Here is a 16,925-nt window from a genome sequence, read left to right as displayed (position 1 = left end):
TTAAATATTATTTATTTTAACATTTTCCCTGTTGCACAGCTTACAAAAGACTTTGCTTTAGACACCAAATTATTATCATCACCTGCAGAAGGATAGCCTAAAGTTTTAAGCTTATCTTTTACAGCAAAAGCATCTGCTTCATTTATGTATTTGAAAGCAACTTTACGTTCTTCAATATCAATATTTATATCTGAAATATTTTTAATCTCTAAAAGTTTTGTGATAATGGTATGTGCACAACCACCACATTTTAAATTTTGTACTATTATTGATGTTTTCATTTTATTTATAGTTTAAAAGTCCTCCTTGTAAATCATATATTTCAAGAAAACCTAATGTTGCCAATTTATTTGAAGCTTTTCTACTTCTACCTCCACTTCTACAGTATATGTAAACAGCCTGATCTTTATTTAATTTGTTAAATTTTTCTTGAAAATTATTTGAAAAAAAATCAATATTAATTGCTTTATTAATATGTTGCGTATTAAATTCATTAAGCGTTCTTACATCAACTAACTGTACGTTATTATTAGTGATTTTTGTTTTAAAATGTAATGGAGACAATACTTTTATTGCTTTACTTTGTGGTGTTTTTTCACCAAATAATCTTGAAAATATAGACATAATAACGATGTGTTTTCTTTTATTACTAAAACATATTATGTCATAAAATTAATTGATTTGAAACAACTTATTAGTAACCTTTGTTACATATCAAAAAAAAAGCGTAAACTACAACTGATGTAATTTACGCTCTTTAAAGATGTGTTTGTTTTTATTTTAATGTTGAAGGACAAACAAAATCTGTTACAGGAATGCCTGCTTTTTTAATAGCTCCAAAACCTCCAGCAACATCTACTAGATTATGAATACCTCTACTCTTTAATATGGATGCTGCAATCACCGAACGATATCCTCCAGCACAGTGTACATAAAATGTTTTATCGGTAGGAAATTCTGAAATATAATCGTTTAAGAAATCTAAAGGAGTAAAATGTGCATCTGCAATATGAGCAGCAGTAAATTCGCCTTCTTTTCTAACATCAAATACAGGAATCTCTGAAGTTTCTAAACGTGTTTTAAATTCTTCGGCAGAGATAGAGATTAAATCATCTGTTGCTTTACCTGCTGCTTTCCAAGCATTAAATCCTCCGTCTAAAAACCCAATAGTATTATCAAATCCAACACGAGATAAACGTGTAATTGTTTCTTCTTCTCTACCGGCATCAACAACTAATAAAATAGGTTGTTTGACATCTCTAATTAATGCGCCAACCCATGGTGCAAAACCGCCATCAATTCCTATAAAAATTGAGCGAGGAATAAATCCTTTTACAAATTCGGTTTGGTGACGCACATCCAAAATGATTGCTTCGGTATCATTTGCAATCGCTTCAAATTCTGCCGGAGATAATGCTTTTGTACCGCGTTTAATTACGGTATCAATATCATCATATCCTTCTTTATTCATCTTTACATTTAAAGGAAAATAATGTGGTGGTGGTAATAACCCATCGGTTACTTCTTCAATAAATTCAGCTTTAGTCATATCGGCACGTAAAGCGTAATTCATCTGTTTTTGATTCCCTAAAGTATCAACCGTTTCTTTCATCATGTTTTTTCCACAAGCTGAACCAGCACCATGCGCAGGATATACAATCACATCATCTGCTAAAGGCATAATTTGTGTGCGTAAACTATCGTATAAATAACCTGCTAAATCTTCTAGTGTTAAATCGGCACCTTTTTGAGCTAAATCTGGTCGCCCAACATCTCCTAAAAATAAGGTGTCACCACTAAAAATCGCATAATCTTTTCCGTTAGCATCTTTTAATAAATACGTGGTACTCTCCATAGTATGACCTGGAGTATGTAAAGTTGTAATTGTAATATTTCCTAATTTGAAGACTTGTTTATCTGTTGCTACAATAGCCTTAAAACTAGGTGCTGCATTTGGTCCAAATACAATTGGTGCGCCAGTTTGTTTTGATAATGTAACATGTCCGCTAACAAAATCGGCATGAAAATGAGTTTCAAAAATATAAGTAATCTTGGCATTATCCTTCTTTGCACGCTCTATATATGGCGATACTTCACGTAGAGGGTCAATAATTGCAACTTCACCTTCACTTTCAATATAGTAAGCACCTTGTGCTAGACATCCTGTATATATTTGTTCTATTTTCATAATTAATTCTTTAATGCTCTATCTGTAATCTTCAATTTACAAAGATAAAATTTGTGATGTTATTTTGTAAATTCTTTTATTATAATATAAACGGCCATGACTAATATGAAGTAGCCAAAGCTCTTTTTTAATTTTTTATTCGAAATATATTTTGAAAGAAATCCTCCTACTAAAATTCCGAGAACGGTAAGTGCTGAAAAAATAAGTAGAAAATTCCAATCGGGATCTAAATTTTGCAAATCGCCATAAAAACCTACGAGGGAGTTTAATGCGACGATTATTAATGAAGTTCCTACAGCTTTTTTCATAGGTAACCCAGACCATAATACTAATGCTGGTACATACAAAAAACCACCTCCTGCACCTATTAATCCAGTAATTAATCCTATAATTGAACCTTGAATAAACACCTTATAATAAGGTTGTTGTTGTTTTTCTTGCTGTGTTTCCTTTTTTGTTTTAATCATTAAGCTGGCTGCCATAATCATCACTAAAGCAAAAAACACCATAATTGCCATACCTTTAGTTAAATGAAAGTTATCAATCTTAAAAATAACATCAGGTATATTTGGTACCACATAACGTCTAGTTATATAAACAGCTACAAATGATGGAAAACAAAATAACAATCCAGTTTTAAAATCGACTAATTTTTTTTGATGCTTCTGAATAACACCAACAATAGATGATGAGCCAACTACAAATAACGAATATGCTGTGGCCACTACAGGATTAAAGCCTAATAAATACACTAATAATGGTACCGTTAAAATGGAACCACCTCCACCTAAAAGTCCAAGGACTCCTCCAATTAAAAACGCCCCTATATATCCTAAAATATCAACCACTATAATCTATTTTTTAACAAAGGTAAGTTACTCTTTTTAATTTGAAAGTAATAAAAGTTACACATCAATTAAAGTTCTAAAATAGTTATTGCATTTCTATGAAGTTGAATCTTTTTTTCGTTTTCTAGAGCTTTTAACAACCTTGAAATAACAACACGAGAAGTATGCATATCGTTAGCAATTTGTTGATGTGTCACTTGTACGATATGGTTATGATTTATCATTGCTTTATCTTTTAGATATTTAAATACTCTTTCGTCCATTTTTAAAAAAGCAATCGTATCAATCGCTTCAAGAAGTTCAGTCATGCGTTCATAATAACTTTGTAAAATAAAGTTTTGCCAACTTTTATACGTACTCATCCAAAGTCCCATTTTTTCAACAGGAATCATCAATAATTCTGTATCTGTTTCAGCAATAGCTCTAATTTTACTTTTTTTCTGTCCCATACAACACGATAGTGTCATTGCACAAGTATCTCCTTTTTCAATAAAATACAACACCAATTCATAACCATCTTTATCTTCTCTTATAATTTTTACGGCACCGCTTAATAGTAATGGCATTGCTGTAATATAGTTGTCAATTTCAATAAGTTTATCTCCCTCTTTAACTTGTTTAACAACAGCTACACGATGAATTTCTTCTAATAACTCATCTTCAAAAATATAGCCGTAATGTTGTTTTAAATGATCTATCATAAACCTTTTATTAGGAAAATTAAATATACTATTATTGTTGAAATTAAGTGGACTTGTTTTATTATTTATATAAAAAACTTAATTTAAAAGTGTGCTATTTTTTAAAATACGAAAGCATTTTTCTTCTCCCAAATACATGGAATCTCCAAAATCTTCAGACCAAAAACCTTCAAAAAAATCTTTAGTTAAACATTTATAAACTACAACACCTTTATAAATTTGATCATCTTCTCCCTTATATTTAAAATTAATTACTAAAATATTGTTCTTAAAAAAACCTATTCCTACCTGTGTTTGGGTTTCACCAATATACCATTCGGCAAGTACTTGATTTTTATTATTTACTTGTAAAGAAAGTGTGCCTTTATATGTGTGCTTTTCAGCATCTTGATTCTGTCCTACAATGTTGTAATCACCTCCTATATCGCTAATTGTCATTCTATTTTTATTTGAATACAAAGTAACAATTCTTTATTGTTTTTTAATCAAAATAATGTGATTAATCATTGTGAATTTTTCAATATTAAAATGGTTTCAAACTTTTAAAAATGTCATCAAATTATAAGTATCTATCTTCTTAATTAAATTATAATTCTGAAAAAAAATTTGGAAAATCCATTTTAATTAAACAATCTTTGTGTTCATAAAGTTCAATATCTTATTGATTATGTTATCAAGAAAGGTGGAGGGATTAGACCCTTTGAAGCCTTAGCAACCCTTTATATTTTATAAAGAAGGTGCTAAATTCTACCAAAACTTATTTTAGGTTTTATGGATAGATAACGCGTGTAAATTTTAAAAATATCTTTTAAAATTTTCAGCAACTTCTTTTTAACATTTTTCTCATAGAGCTATCATTTTACAGATAGCATTGACTTTTTGTTTTAATTTTTTATTAACTCAAAAAAAAAGAAAAATGAGTACACAAAAATTCGCAACAAACGCGTTGCATGCAGGTCACGATGTTACTACAAATGGAGGAACTAGAGCGGTTCCTATTTATCAATCTTCAGCTTATGTTTTTAACGATTCAGATCATGCTGCAAATTTATTCAGTTTATCGCAACCTGGTAATATTTACACCCGAATAAACAATCCTACAAATTCTATTTTAGAAGAACGTCTAGCCGTTTTAGAAGGCGGAATTGCAGCAGTTTCAACAGCTTCTGGTACTGCAGCTATTGCAACTACACTACTAACATTATTAAAAACAGGAGATCATATTGTGGCTTCAAGTAGTTTGTATGGTGGAACTTACAATTTATTAAATGTCACTTTACCAAGACACGGGATTACTACAACTTTTGTTGATCCTTCGGATATTGAAGCCTTTAAAAATGCTGTAACCCCAAACACAAGAGCTTTCTTTATTGAATCTTTAGGAAATCCGAAGTTAGATGTTTTAGATATTGAAGCCATAGCAAACGAAGCTAAAATAGCTCAAGTGCCGCTAATTGTAGATAATACGGTAGCAACTCCTTCCCTACTCAACCCAATTAAATACGGTGCAAATATTGTTATTCACTCGCTAACAAAATATATTAATGGAAACGGAACCTCGCTAGGTGGTGTTATTATTGATGCCGGAACTTTTAATTGGGCAAACGGAAAATTTCCCGAATTTACTGAACCTTCAGCAGGATATCATGGTTTAGTTTACACCGATGTTTTAAAAGAAGCGGCATTTATTGCAAAAGTTCGTATTGAAGGATTACGCGATTACGGAGCTGCTTTAAGTCCGTTTAACGCTTTTCAAATTATTCAAGGTTTAGAAACTTTAGAAATCAGAATCAAAAGACATAGCGAAAGTGCTTTAGAAATTGCAAAATGGTTAGAGCAACAAGATCAAGTGCTTTGGGTAAACTATCCTGGATTAGAAAGTAGTAAATACAAAAAATTAGCTGAAAAATATTTACCAAAAGGACAAAGCGGACTCGTTACTTTTGGTATAAAAGGCGGTTTTGAATCAGCAAAAACAATTGCAGACACCACTAAGTTATTTTCACTGTTAGCAAATATTGGAGATACCAAATCGCTAATTATTCACCCAGCAAGTACCACGCACCAACAATTAAATGATGAGCAACAAGAAGCAACAGGTGTTACTAAAGATTTAATTAGATTATCTATAGGATTGGAAGATGTAGAAGATTTAAAAACCGATTTATTGAATGCTTTTAAAGTTATAAACTCAAAAATCTAATTTAAAATGCAACAGCTTCATACTATTAAAATATCAGATTTTAAAACCGAAAGCGGTAAGACAATAACCATTCCGTTGTCTTACCAAATTTTCGGTAAATCATTACATAGCGCACCTATAATTTTGGTAAATCACGCCCTTACCGGAAATAGTAATGTAGCTGGTACTGAAGGTTGGTGGAAAGATTTGATAGGTCAAAATAAAACCATAGATACTAATAAATATACCATTATAACATTTAATATTCCTGGTAATGGTTATGATGAATTTATAATTGAAGACTATAAAAATTTTATAGCTAGAGATATTGCTAATCTATTTTTATTAGGTTTAAAAGCGTTAAAAATCAATAAATTATTTGCGCTAATTGGAGGTTCTCTTGGCGGAGGAATTGCTTGGGAAATGGTTATTTTAAACACCAAAATCACACAGCATTTTATTCCGGTGGCAACCGATTGGAAATCTACAGATTGGTTAATAGCAAACTGTCAAATACAAGAACAATTTTTAGTCAACTCTAGCCAACCTGTTCATGATGCGCGTATGCATGCAATGTTATGTTACCGAACGCCTGAGTCTTTTAAATCCCGTTTTAAACGTTCTAAAAACGAAGAATTAAAGATTTTTAATATTGAAAGTTGGCTGTTACATCATGGCGAAAAACTGCAAGAACGTTATCAATTGGCGTCTTATAAATTAATGAATCAGCTATTAAAAACTATTGATGTTACCAAAGATGGTACATTACCAATAGATATTTTAGATAGTATTGATGCTAACATTCATATTATTGGCGTTAACTCAGATTTATTTTTTTCTGCGGAAGAAAACAAGCAAACGTTTAAAACCATTGCGCAAACTAAAGAAAACGTCACCTATAAGGAAATAAACTCCGTACATGGTCATGATGCTTTTCTTATTGAATACAAACAGCTACAAGATATTATAGCACCTATATTTTGTGAAAAATCTAAAGCTAAAAAATTAAAAATCTTAAAATTTGGAGGAAGATCTTTAGCTAATGGAGAAGGAATTCAAAATGTATTAAAAATTACAACTTCAAAAGTAAAAGAAGATCAAAACATTGCTATTGTAGTTTCTGCAAGAGGAAATACGACTAATGAGTTAGAAGCTATTTTAGAAAAAGCAGCACAAAAACAAGATTACAAAAATGATTTTGAAACATTAAAAGCCTATCAATTAGCGCCAAACCAAACGGTTGATTTATCTCATGAATTTTCAGTTTTAGAAAACCTACTTGAAGGCGTAAATCTTTTAGGTGATTATAGCGAAAAAACTAAAGATTTAATTTTAGCTCAAGGCGAATTACTAGCTATTAAAGTTGTTGAAAGCTTATTAATTAAAAATAATATTAACGCCATAAGTGTTGATACAAGACCATTAATTATTACAGATAATAATTTTGGGAATGCGTTACCAATTGAAACTATTTCTAAAAAAAATGTAGTGGAATTCTTTAAAAAAATTCCTGTAAAAACCATCTCTATTTTTAGTGGATTTATTGCTTCAAATCAAAAAAATGAAACCACAACATTAGGCAGAAACGGTAGTAATTATACCGCTTCTCTATTGGCAAATTATTTGGATGCCGAAGAATTACAAAGCTACACACATGTAAACGGAATTTTTACAGCCGATCCAAACTTAGTGCCTTCAGCTAAAAAAATTGAAGAATTATCTTTTGCAGAAGCTAATGAACTTGCAAATTTTGGCGCTACAATTTTACATGCCAAAACAATTGTGCCTCTAATTGAAAAAAATATAAATCTTAGAATTTTAAATACGTTCAATTTAGAAGATAAAGGCACATTAATTACTTCAAAATCGACTTTAAAAGGTATAAAATCAATTTCGTCAATAAATAATGTCGCTCTAATTAATTTTGAAGGAAGAGGTCTTTTAGGAAAAGTTGGTGTTGATGCACGAATTTTTAAAGTGCTACAAGCACATAATATTAGTATCAGTATCATTTCTCAAGGCTCATCAGAAAGAGGTATTGGTTTAATTATTGACGCTCATAAAGCACAAATTGCTGTAAATGCTCTTAATAAAGAATTTGAAAATGATTTTCAAGTTCAAGATGTACATCAAATTTCTATTGATAAAAATGTGGCGATTATTTCAATAATTGGACAAGATTTAAGTCAGTTTCACCAACCATACAATGCGCTTATAAAAAATCAAATTACGCCACTACTCTTCAATAATACAATTACAGGGAAAAACGTAAGTTTAGTAGTGAAAAAAGAAGATTTAAACAAGGCATTAAATGTTGTACACGGACAAGTTTTTGGAGTTTCAAAAAAAATAAATCTTGCCATCTTTGGGAAAGGTCTTGTTGGAAAAACGCTTATTAATCAAGTCTTAGAAAACGTGACTTCTATATTACAAAAACGCCACATTCAACTCAATATTTTTGCGGTATCTAATTCTAAAAAAATACTACTTAACAGTAACGGAGTTGATCATAACTGGGAAGAAAATTTAAACCAGAGTTCTACTAAAAACACTTCAATACATACCGTTATAGATTACGCAAAAACACATCATCTAGAAAATTTAATAGCGGTTGATAATACCGCAAATTCAGATTTTGTTCAAAATTATATACCACTCATAAAAGCAGGATTTGATTTAGTTTCAGCTAATAAAATAGCCAATACGTTGTCTTATACTTTCTATAAAGAATTACGAAACGAATTAGAATTTTATAAAAAATCATACTTATACGAAACCAATGTTGGTGCAGGATTACCAATTATTGACACCATAAAACTACTACATGAATCTGGAGAAAACATCACGAGGATTAGAGGTGTGTTTTCAGGATCATTAAGTTATTTATTTAATACATTTTCTTCGGAAAATCAATCATTTTCAAGTCTACTGCAAAAAGCTATAGATAACGGATTTACAGAACCAGATCCTAGAGAAGATTTATGCGGAAATGACGTGGCAAGAAAACTGCTCATTTTAGCTCGTGAGTTGGATTTAGAAAATGAATTTGAAGATATAAACATCGAAAATCTAATTCCTACCGACTTAAGAACAATTTCAAAGACAGATTTCTTAGGAAACTTAAAAGATTTAGATACAGATTTCAAAACCATAAAAGAAGCTCAAAAAGATAAACATGTCTTGCGTTATATTGGTGATTTATGGGGTGATTTATCAAAAGAAAAAGGGAATTTAGATGTAAAATTAGTTTCTGTTTTAGCCGATTCACCTTTAGGAGCTTTAAAAGGTTCCGATGCTATTTTTGAAATTTATACTGAATCGTACGGAGATCAACCCATCGTCATTCAAGGAGCTGGAGCTGGTGCTAAAGTTACTGCTCGTGGGGTTTTTGGAGATATTCTTCGATTAGCAAAACGTAATAATTAATACTATTTCAATCTCTATAAATGGAAAGACATTTCGAAACAAAAGCTATTAGAAATCAAACTGAAAGAAGCCAGTTTCAAGAACATTCTACACCTTTATATCTAACCTCTAGTTTTGTGTTTGATGACGCCGAAGATATGCGCGCCTCTTTTGCAGAAGAAAAAAAACGTAATTTATACAGCCGTTTTACAAACCCAAACACTACTGAGTTTATAGACAAAATTGTGGATATGGAAGGTGCGGAAGCTGGTTACGCATTTGCTACCGGAATGTCTGCTATATTTTCAACATTTGCAGCGTTATTAAATGCCGGAGATCACGTAGTTTCTTGCCGTTCAGTATTTGGATCAACACATAGTATCTTTACCAAATTTCTACCTAAATGGTATATAGAAACCTCGTATTTTAAGGTTAATGAAGTCCATTTAGTAGAAAGTTTAATTAAAGAAAACACAAAAATTCTATACATAGAAACGCCTACAAATCCATCGGTAGATATTTTAGATTTATCAGTTTTAGGAAAACTCGCCAAAAAGCATCATCTAATTTTTATTGTAGATAATTGCTTTGCGACACCTTATATACAACAACCCATAAAATTTGGTGCAGATTTAGTAATACATTCTGCTACAAAATTAATTGACGGACAAGGACGAGTTTTAGGAGGTGTTACCGTTGGAAATAAAGAATTAATGCGAGAAATTCATTTATTTGCAAGAAATACAGGTCCTGCAATGTCACCATTTAATGCTTGGATATTATCAAAAAGTATAGAAACCTTAGCGCTTAGAGTTGAAAAGCATGCTGAAAATGCTCTAAAAATCGCACAGTTTCTAGAAGATAATAAACAAGTAGAATTTGTAAAATATCCATTTTTAAAATCACATCCACAATACGAAATCGCTAAAAAACAAATGAAACTTGGAGGTAACGTTGTTGCCTTTGAAATTAAAGGAGGTATTCAAGCCGGTAGAAATTTATTAAACCATATTAAACTCTGTTCTTTATCTGCAAATCTTGGTGATACACGCTCAATAGTAACACATCCTGCAAGTACAACTCATGGAAGTTTATCTGAAGCAGAGAGATTGGAAGTTGGAATTTCGGACGGATTAGTTAGAGTTTCAGTAGGATTAGAACATTCCGAAGATATTATAAATGATTTAAAACAAGCCTTAAAAAATGCCTAATATATATCACGAATTACAACAAAAAATCTTAGTCCTAGACGGTGCGATGGGAACGATGTTACAAGCCTATAAATTTACCGAAGCTGATTTTAGAGGCGAACGTTTTAAAACACACCCTACTCCACTTCAAGGTAACAACGATTTGTTGTCAATAACACAACCACAAGCCATAAAAGATATACATAAACTTTATTTTGAAGCTGGTGCAGATATTATTGAAACCAATACATTTTCTGGAACAACCATTGCAATGGCCGATTATCAACTAGAAGATTTAGTGTACGAATTAAACTATGAATCTGCTAAAATAGCTAAAGAAGTTGCTCATGAATTTACAGCTAAAAACCCGAAAAAACCTCGTTTTGTAGCAGGTTCAATAGGACCAACAAACCGAACAGCAAGTATGTCACCAGATGTAAATGACCCAGGTTTTAGAGCGGTTACATTTGATGAATTACGTGTGGCGTATAAATTACAAGTGGAAGGTTTATTAGATGGCGGCGCAGATATTTTATTAGTAGAAACTGTTTTTGATACCCTAAATGCAAAAGCTGCTTTATTTGCTATTGAAGAAGTAAAAGAAGTACGTAATATTGAGGTTCCCATCATGTTAAGCGGAACAATTACCGATGCTTCAGGAAGAACATTATCGGGTCAAACTGCAGAAGCTTTTTTAATTTCAGTATCTCACATTCCGTTATTATCTGTGGGTTTTAATTGTGCTTTAGGTGCTAATTTATTACAACCTCATTTAGAAACTATTGCAAGTAAAACAAATTTTGCAATTTCGGCACATCCAAATGCTGGATTACCAAATGCATTTGGAAAATATGATGAATCTCCTGAAGAAATGGGACAACAGATTGAAGAATATCTAAAGAAAGATTTAATAAATATTATTGGTGGTTGTTGCGGAACTTCGCCTGAGCATATTAAAGTCATCGCACATATTGCTTCAAAATATAAACCTAGAAAAAGTAATACTTATCATACTTTTAAAAACTAATAGTCATGAAAGTAAAACAAACAAAATATCTCAAATTATCTGGTTTAGAGCCTTTAGTTTTAAACGAAAATAGCAATTTTATAAATGTTGGAGAACGTACAAATGTTGCCGGATCTCGTAAATTTTTACGTTTAATTAAAGAAGAGAAATTTGATGAAGCTTTAAATATTGCACGTCATCAAGTAGATGGTGGTGCACAAATTATTGATGTTAATTTTGATGATGGTTTAATTGATGGTAAGCAAGCCATGGTTAAGTTTTTAAATCTCATTGCTGCTGAACCCGATATTTGTAGAGTTCCAATTATGATTGACAGTTCAAAATGGGAAATTATTGAAGCTGGTTTACAAGTTGTACAAGGAAAATGTGTGGTTAACTCTATTTCTTTAAAAGAAGGTGAACAAAAATTTATAGCTGAAGCAAAACAAATAAAACGTTACGGAGCAGCAGTTGTAATAATGGCTTTTGATGAAAAAGGACAAGCCGATAATTATAAACGTCGAATAGAAATAGCCCAACGATCGTATGATATTTTAGTGAATACGGTTGGCTTTGCTAGTGAAGATATTATTTTCGATTTAAATATTTTCCCTGTGGCAACAGGAATGGATGAACACCGTAAAAACGCTATAGATTTTATTGAAGCCACACGTTGGGTACGTCAAAACTTACCAAATGTTTCGGTAAGTGGTGGTGTTAGTAATGTGTCGTTTTCATTCCGCGGAAATGATGGTGTACGTGAAGCGATGCACTCGGTGTTTTTATATCACGCTATTCAAGCAGGTATGAATATGGGAATTGTAAATCCTGCATTATTGGAGGTTTATGATGATATTCCGAAGGATTTATTAGAACATGTTGAAGATGTTCTTTTAGACCGAAGAGATGATGCAACCGAACGTTTATTAGATTTCGCCGATACCGTAAAAGGGTCAAAAATTGAAAAAGGTCTCGACTTATCTTGGAGAGAAACCCCATTACAAGACAGAATTACGCACGCTTTAGTAAAAGGAATTGATGTTTTTATTATTGAAGATATAGAAACTGCAAGACTACAAGCTGAAAAACCTATTGAAGTTATTGAAGGTAATTTAATGATTGGTATGAACGTAGTGGGCGATTTATTTGGAGCTGGAAAAATGTTTTTACCACAAGTGGTAAAATCTGCTCGTGTAATGAAAAAAGCTGTGTCCTATTTAAATCCATTTATTGAAGCCGAAAAAGGCGAAAAACAACAAGCTTTAGGACGCGTTTTAATGGCAACAGTAAAAGGTGATGTTCATGATATAGGGAAGAATATTGTAAGTGTAGTTTTGGGTTGCAACAATTACGAAATTATTGATTTAGGAGTTATGGTTCCTCCAGAAAAAATTATTGAAACGGCTAAAAAAGAAAAAGTAGATGTGATTGGTTTAAGCGGATTAATTACACCATCGTTAGATGAAATGGTGTATTTAGCTAAGGAAATGGAACGTCAGAATTTTGTGGTGCCGTTATTAATTGGTGGAGCCACAACCTCAAAAGCACATACGGCTGTAAAAATTGATACAGAATATAAAAATGCAGTTGTTCATGTAAATGATGCCTCGAGAGCAGTAACAATAGTTGGTGATTTATTAAACCCTAAAACAAATCATTTATATACTGCGAAATTAAAACAGGATTATAATGAGTTTAGAACGAAATTCTTAAAACGAGGAAAAGGAAAATCTTATATATCTATTGAAGAAGCGCGTAAACGAAAGTTGAAAATTGATTGGAATACTTCGCCAATTGTAAAGCCTAAAGAATTAGGTGTTCAAATTCTAAAAATGTTAAGTTTAAAAGAACTAGAACCCTTTATAGATTGGAGTCCGTTTTTTAGAAGTTGGGATTTACATGGGAAATTTCCAGATATTTTAACCGATGAAGTTGTTGGTGAACAAGCATCAATTATGTATAAAGAAGCGCAAACAATGGTTCAAGAAATTATTGCTAAGCAACTTTTAAAACCGAAAGCAGTTTTTGGGTTATTTGAAGCCAATACTATTAATGATGATGATATTTCTATTCAAAAAAGCGGAAAAGAAATTGCTATTTTTAGAACCTTACGTCAGCAATTAAAGAAGCGTGAAGGGATTCCAAATCATGCATTATCAGATTTTATTGCTCCAAAAGAAATGGGTAAAACAGATTATATGGGTGCTTTTTGTGTGGGAATTTTTGGTGCACAAGAACTCGCAGATAGTTACAGAGCTAAAGGTGATGATTATAACGGAATTATGGTACAAGCAATTGCAGATCGTTTTGCTGAGGCTTTCGCCGAATATTTACACAAGCAAATTAGAACAAAACATTGGGGATATTCTTATGATGAAACCTTATCTAAGGAAGATTTAATTAAAGAAAACTACAAAGGTATTCGTCCGGCACCAGGTTATCCTGCGTGTCCAGATCATTTAGAGAAAGAAACCATTTGGGAATTATTACAGGTTGAAAAACTAATTGGTGTAACGCTTACCGAAAGTTTAGCCATGTGGCCAGCCGCAACGGTTTCGGGATATTATTTTGCTAATGAAAATGCTAAATATTTTGGATTAGGTAAAATTACAGATGATCAGGTATCAGATTATGCGAAGCGAAAAGACATCACAACAGAAAAAGCCAAAAAATGGCTACATCCTAACATCGCAGATTAGTTGGCGTTAGCGATTGCAACGGCATCCTTTTTTGAGGTACGAAAAAAAGATATAGTGTAAAGCGCGACTCTTGTGGTAACGCCCAAAAAATATATAATAATGAAAGTAACAGAGCATTTAGAGAAAAGTAAGGGTAAAACATTGTTTTCTTTTGAAATATTACCGCCTTTAAAAGGAAAAAATATACAATCTATTTTTGATAATATTGATCCGCTAATGGAGTTTAATCCATCATTTATAGATGTCACTTACCACCGTGAAGAATATATTTATAAGCCACAAGGAAATAATTTATTGAAACGCCAAGTGGTAAAAAAACGTCCTGGAACTGTTGGTATTTGTGCGGCAATACAGAATAAATATCATGTAGATGCGATTCCGCATATTTTATGTGGTGGTTTTGATAAAGAGGATACCGAGAATTTTTTAATTGATTTAGATTTTTTAGGTATAGATAATGTTGTGGCATTGCGCGGTGATGCAGTAAAAAGTGAGACGTATTTTAAACCTGAAATTGATGGTCATACTTATGCTAGTGATTTAGTGAAACAGATTTCGGAACTTAATAAAGGTGAGTATTTGGATGATGAGTTATTAAATTGTTGCAAAACTGATTTTTGTATTGGTGTGGCAGGTTATCCCGAAAAACACATGGAAGCACCAAGTTTGGATAGTGATATTCATTTTTTAAAACAGAAAATAAAACATGGTGCCGATTATGTGGTAACTCAAATGTTTTTTGATAACGAAAAGTATTTTGAATTTGTTAAAAAATGTAGAGAAGAAGGTATTACTGTTCCAATTATTCCGGGGTTGAAGCCTTTATCTACTAGAAAACAGTTGAATTTAATTCCGCATCGTTTTAAGGTTGATTTACCTAACGATTTAATAAATGAAGTTATAAAATGTAATGATAATAATGCGGTAAGACAGCTAGGAATTGAATGGTGTATTCAACAAAGTTTAGAACTTATTGAGCAAGGTGTTCCGTTATTACACTACTACTCGATGGGAAAATCTGATAATATTGAACAAATTATGGAGTGTATTAGTTAACACCAAAACAATAATTTTAATCATCAAAATCAATACTTTCTCCGGTAGGCAATGTATCTATAAAATCATCAATATCGGAGATTTCAATAAAATCGAGTGATGGGAAATTAAATTCTGTACTTAAAATTTTACGTGGTTTTAATTCATCAATTTCAGAAGTGATATGAATATTTAAATCAACACTTTTTTTAAGGATATTAAGTCCGATTTTCACCCATTTGTTGCTCGCTATTTTTTGTAAATCGGTTTTTTCATCATTCTTATTAAATATATCACGTAAAAAACCATTTACAGCTTTACTTTGTTCTCCATTTACAATAGAATCATTTTTTATATCGGTAATCGTAGTTCGTAAATTTGATTGTAAAACAAAATTTATATTGTCTGGGATATCAGTAATAACCATTTCTAATAATTCGCGTTTAATTTTCACATCCTTAGTATCAAAAACCTCTTGCTTTAAAATTTTAGAAGTATCATTATAAAGCGTGTAATCGGTATTATATTTTTTAATTAAAGTAGAATCATTTACACGATTAATCTCCTCATAACTTGGTAATAATTTAAATGTATGATCTACAGGTGAAGGAAAAGTAGTTGGGAAATTTTGATATTTAGGATTAGTTTTAAAGTCATGAATACTTACAGTATGCTTATTTTTCTTAGACGAACTTTTATCTACATGATACAAAACAATGCTATCTTTTTCTAAATCAATGATAATTCCCGAATACACATTAAAAACACTGTTAACACCGCCTAAACTTTGTTCTCTTTTTAAATAATTTTCAGATAACGTATATGTAGTATGTATTTTAAACAAACTACCATACAATCCTCTAGATTCAGATAACGAAATATCACCTTCAAAATAAGGAATTTCTTTTTTAGCATCGTTTTTACAAGCTACAAAAAGAGCTATTAAAACAATAAACGTGATATAATTTTTAATCATAATCTAAGACTTGAATATAATAATAATTTTAAATACGTTTGAGAAGCTCATACTTTTTATTCTCAAATTCTAAACGAGTAATTCCTCCAGAATTAAACAATGTTTTTAATTGTTCAATTTTTTCAATCTCAGGTAAAACTCCAACACTACCAATATCTTTAGTGTTAGGATTTGAAATACCAATCAAATAATAAAACATCCAAAAAAATGAAAACCCCACCAAACCAAAAATATTATATTTTAAATCTTGTGGGTCAAATCTACCGTGAATACGTTTATTAAAAAAAATATTAGAGTACTGCTGAACAAACTCAATTAGCACGCTAAAGAACAATAACATTCCAAAAATAGCCAAATGAGTTACCAACTTTTTATCACCAAAAAAAACATTAATAAAAGCAGCTGCAAAAAAATAAAAAAGAGCATGTAACTCCTGATCCATTTTTCTAAAAGGAACAGGTAATTTCACCATAAATCCAATCATGCAAAACAAAATACCAACAACTAATAACAGCCATTTAATTTTATACAAAAATGCTTTCAAATAAATCAATTATTTCAACTCTTGAGCAATTAAAAATAATTTAGCACAAGCACGAGCATCAGACAAAGCCTCATGATGTATCAATTCAATATTATGAACCTCACAACAGGCATTAAGTTTAGCCGGCTTATATCCTTTTGCCTTATAAATC

At 31.3% G+C, this 16,925-nt stretch carries 15 protein-coding genes and 1 riboswitch (1 of these 16 cut by a window edge); of the genes, 6 read left to right on the top strand and 9 right to left on the bottom strand.

The genetic code is table 11. From position 1 onward, the window contains the following. Positions 1 to 11: 11 nt before the first annotated feature. From ACU4C5_RS11330 to ACU4C5_RS11305, 6 genes are all read right to left on the bottom strand, one after another. A complete protein-coding gene (locus tag ACU4C5_RS11330; protein WP_446844324.1) occupies positions 12 to 281 on the bottom strand; it encodes a heavy-metal-associated domain-containing protein in 270 nt (89 codons plus the stop codon). Between the two features lies 1 nt (position 282). Further along, positions 283 to 624: a rhodanese-like domain-containing protein gene (locus ACU4C5_RS11325; RefSeq protein WP_446844323.1), complete on the bottom strand. Its 342-nt coding sequence runs from the start codon at positions 622 to 624 to the stop codon at positions 283 to 285. 151 nt (positions 625 to 775) lie between these two features. Continuing rightward, complete coding sequence (locus ACU4C5_RS11320; RefSeq protein ID WP_446844322.1) at positions 776 to 2,188, bottom strand: MBL fold metallo-hydrolase; 1,413 nt, start codon at positions 2,186 to 2,188, stop codon at positions 776 to 778. Between the two features lie 59 nt (positions 2,189 to 2,247). Then, a complete protein-coding gene (locus ACU4C5_RS11315; RefSeq protein WP_446844321.1) occupies positions 2,248 to 3,036 on the bottom strand; it encodes a sulfite exporter TauE/SafE family protein in 789 nt (262 codons plus the stop codon). 68 nt (positions 3,037 to 3,104) lie between these two features. Next, the gene (locus ACU4C5_RS11310; protein WP_446844320.1) at positions 3,105 to 3,737 is read right to left on the bottom strand and encodes a Crp/Fnr family transcriptional regulator; all 633 of its coding nucleotides are present in this window, start codon (positions 3,735 to 3,737) and stop codon (positions 3,105 to 3,107) included. A gap of 78 nt (positions 3,738 to 3,815) precedes the next feature. Next, positions 3,816 to 4,175, bottom strand: coding sequence for a hypothetical protein (locus ACU4C5_RS11305; protein ID WP_446844319.1), 360 nt, complete (start codon positions 4,173 to 4,175; stop codon positions 3,816 to 3,818). 229 nt (positions 4,176 to 4,404) lie between these two features. Beyond that, a riboswitch (SAM riboswitch) is annotated at positions 4,405 to 4,523 on the top strand. A 130-nt stretch (positions 4,524 to 4,653) separates the two neighbouring features. Between ACU4C5_RS11305 and ACU4C5_RS11300 the strand changes: the two genes are divergently transcribed. The 6 genes from ACU4C5_RS11300 to metF all read left to right on the top strand — a co-directional run bounded on the left by ACU4C5_RS11300 (position 4,654) and on the right by metF (position 15,275). Next, positions 4,654 to 5,940: an O-acetylhomoserine aminocarboxypropyltransferase/cysteine synthase family protein gene (locus ACU4C5_RS11300; protein ID WP_446844318.1), complete on the top strand. Its 1,287-nt coding sequence runs from the start codon at positions 4,654 to 4,656 to the stop codon at positions 5,938 to 5,940. A 6-nt stretch (positions 5,941 to 5,946) separates the two neighbouring features. After that, the gene (thrA, locus tag ACU4C5_RS11295; protein ID WP_446844317.1) at positions 5,947 to 9,345 is read left to right on the top strand and encodes a bifunctional aspartate kinase/homoserine dehydrogenase I; all 3,399 of its coding nucleotides are present in this window, start codon (positions 5,947 to 5,949) and stop codon (positions 9,343 to 9,345) included. A gap of 20 nt (positions 9,346 to 9,365) precedes the next feature. Beyond that, on the top strand, positions 9,366 to 10,535 hold the full coding sequence (locus tag ACU4C5_RS11290; RefSeq protein ID WP_446844316.1) for a trans-sulfuration enzyme family protein: 1,170 nt from the start codon (positions 9,366 to 9,368) through the stop codon (positions 10,533 to 10,535). Beyond that, on the top strand, positions 10,528 to 11,541 hold the full coding sequence (locus ACU4C5_RS11285) for a homocysteine S-methyltransferase family protein (RefSeq protein ID WP_446844315.1): 1,014 nt from the start codon (positions 10,528 to 10,530) through the stop codon (positions 11,539 to 11,541). The genes ACU4C5_RS11290 and ACU4C5_RS11285 overlap by 8 nt, the downstream gene beginning before the upstream one ends. A 5-nt stretch (positions 11,542 to 11,546) precedes the next feature. Further along, entirely contained in the window at positions 11,547 to 14,219 is a 2,673-nt protein-coding gene (gene metH, locus ACU4C5_RS11280; protein ID WP_446844314.1) for a methionine synthase, read from the top strand. Between the two features lie 99 nt (positions 14,220 to 14,318). After that, the gene (metF, locus tag ACU4C5_RS11275) at positions 14,319 to 15,275 is read left to right on the top strand and encodes a methylenetetrahydrofolate reductase [NAD(P)H] (RefSeq protein WP_446844313.1); all 957 of its coding nucleotides are present in this window, start codon (positions 14,319 to 14,321) and stop codon (positions 15,273 to 15,275) included. Positions 15,276 to 15,291: 16 nt separating this feature from the next. Here metF and ACU4C5_RS11270 read toward each other — a convergent pair whose 3' ends face one another. The 3 genes in view from ACU4C5_RS11270 to ACU4C5_RS11260 are tightly spaced (at most 28 nt apart) and all read right to left on the bottom strand, a layout consistent with a single transcriptional unit that may run on beyond the window. Further along, on the bottom strand, positions 15,292 to 16,230 hold the full coding sequence (locus ACU4C5_RS11270; protein WP_446844312.1) for a hypothetical protein: 939 nt from the start codon (positions 16,228 to 16,230) through the stop codon (positions 15,292 to 15,294). Between the two features lie 28 nt (positions 16,231 to 16,258). After that, entirely contained in the window at positions 16,259 to 16,762 is a 504-nt protein-coding gene (locus ACU4C5_RS11265; RefSeq protein ID WP_446844311.1) for an SHOCT domain-containing protein, read from the bottom strand. A 21-nt stretch (positions 16,763 to 16,783) separates the two neighbouring features. Continuing rightward, on the bottom strand, positions 16,784 to 16,925 hold the 3' end of the coding sequence (locus ACU4C5_RS11260) for a 3'-5' exonuclease (protein WP_446844310.1). The gene runs 359 nt beyond the window's last position; 142 of the gene's 501 nt are visible here — the last part of the coding sequence; its start codon lies beyond the right edge, outside the window; the stop codon is at positions 16,784 to 16,786.

It is taken from the genome of Lacinutrix undariae, from assembly GCF_052934785.1.
The sequence above is the reverse complement of the archived record's forward strand: the minus strand, read 5'-3'. Positions and strand labels throughout refer to the sequence as shown.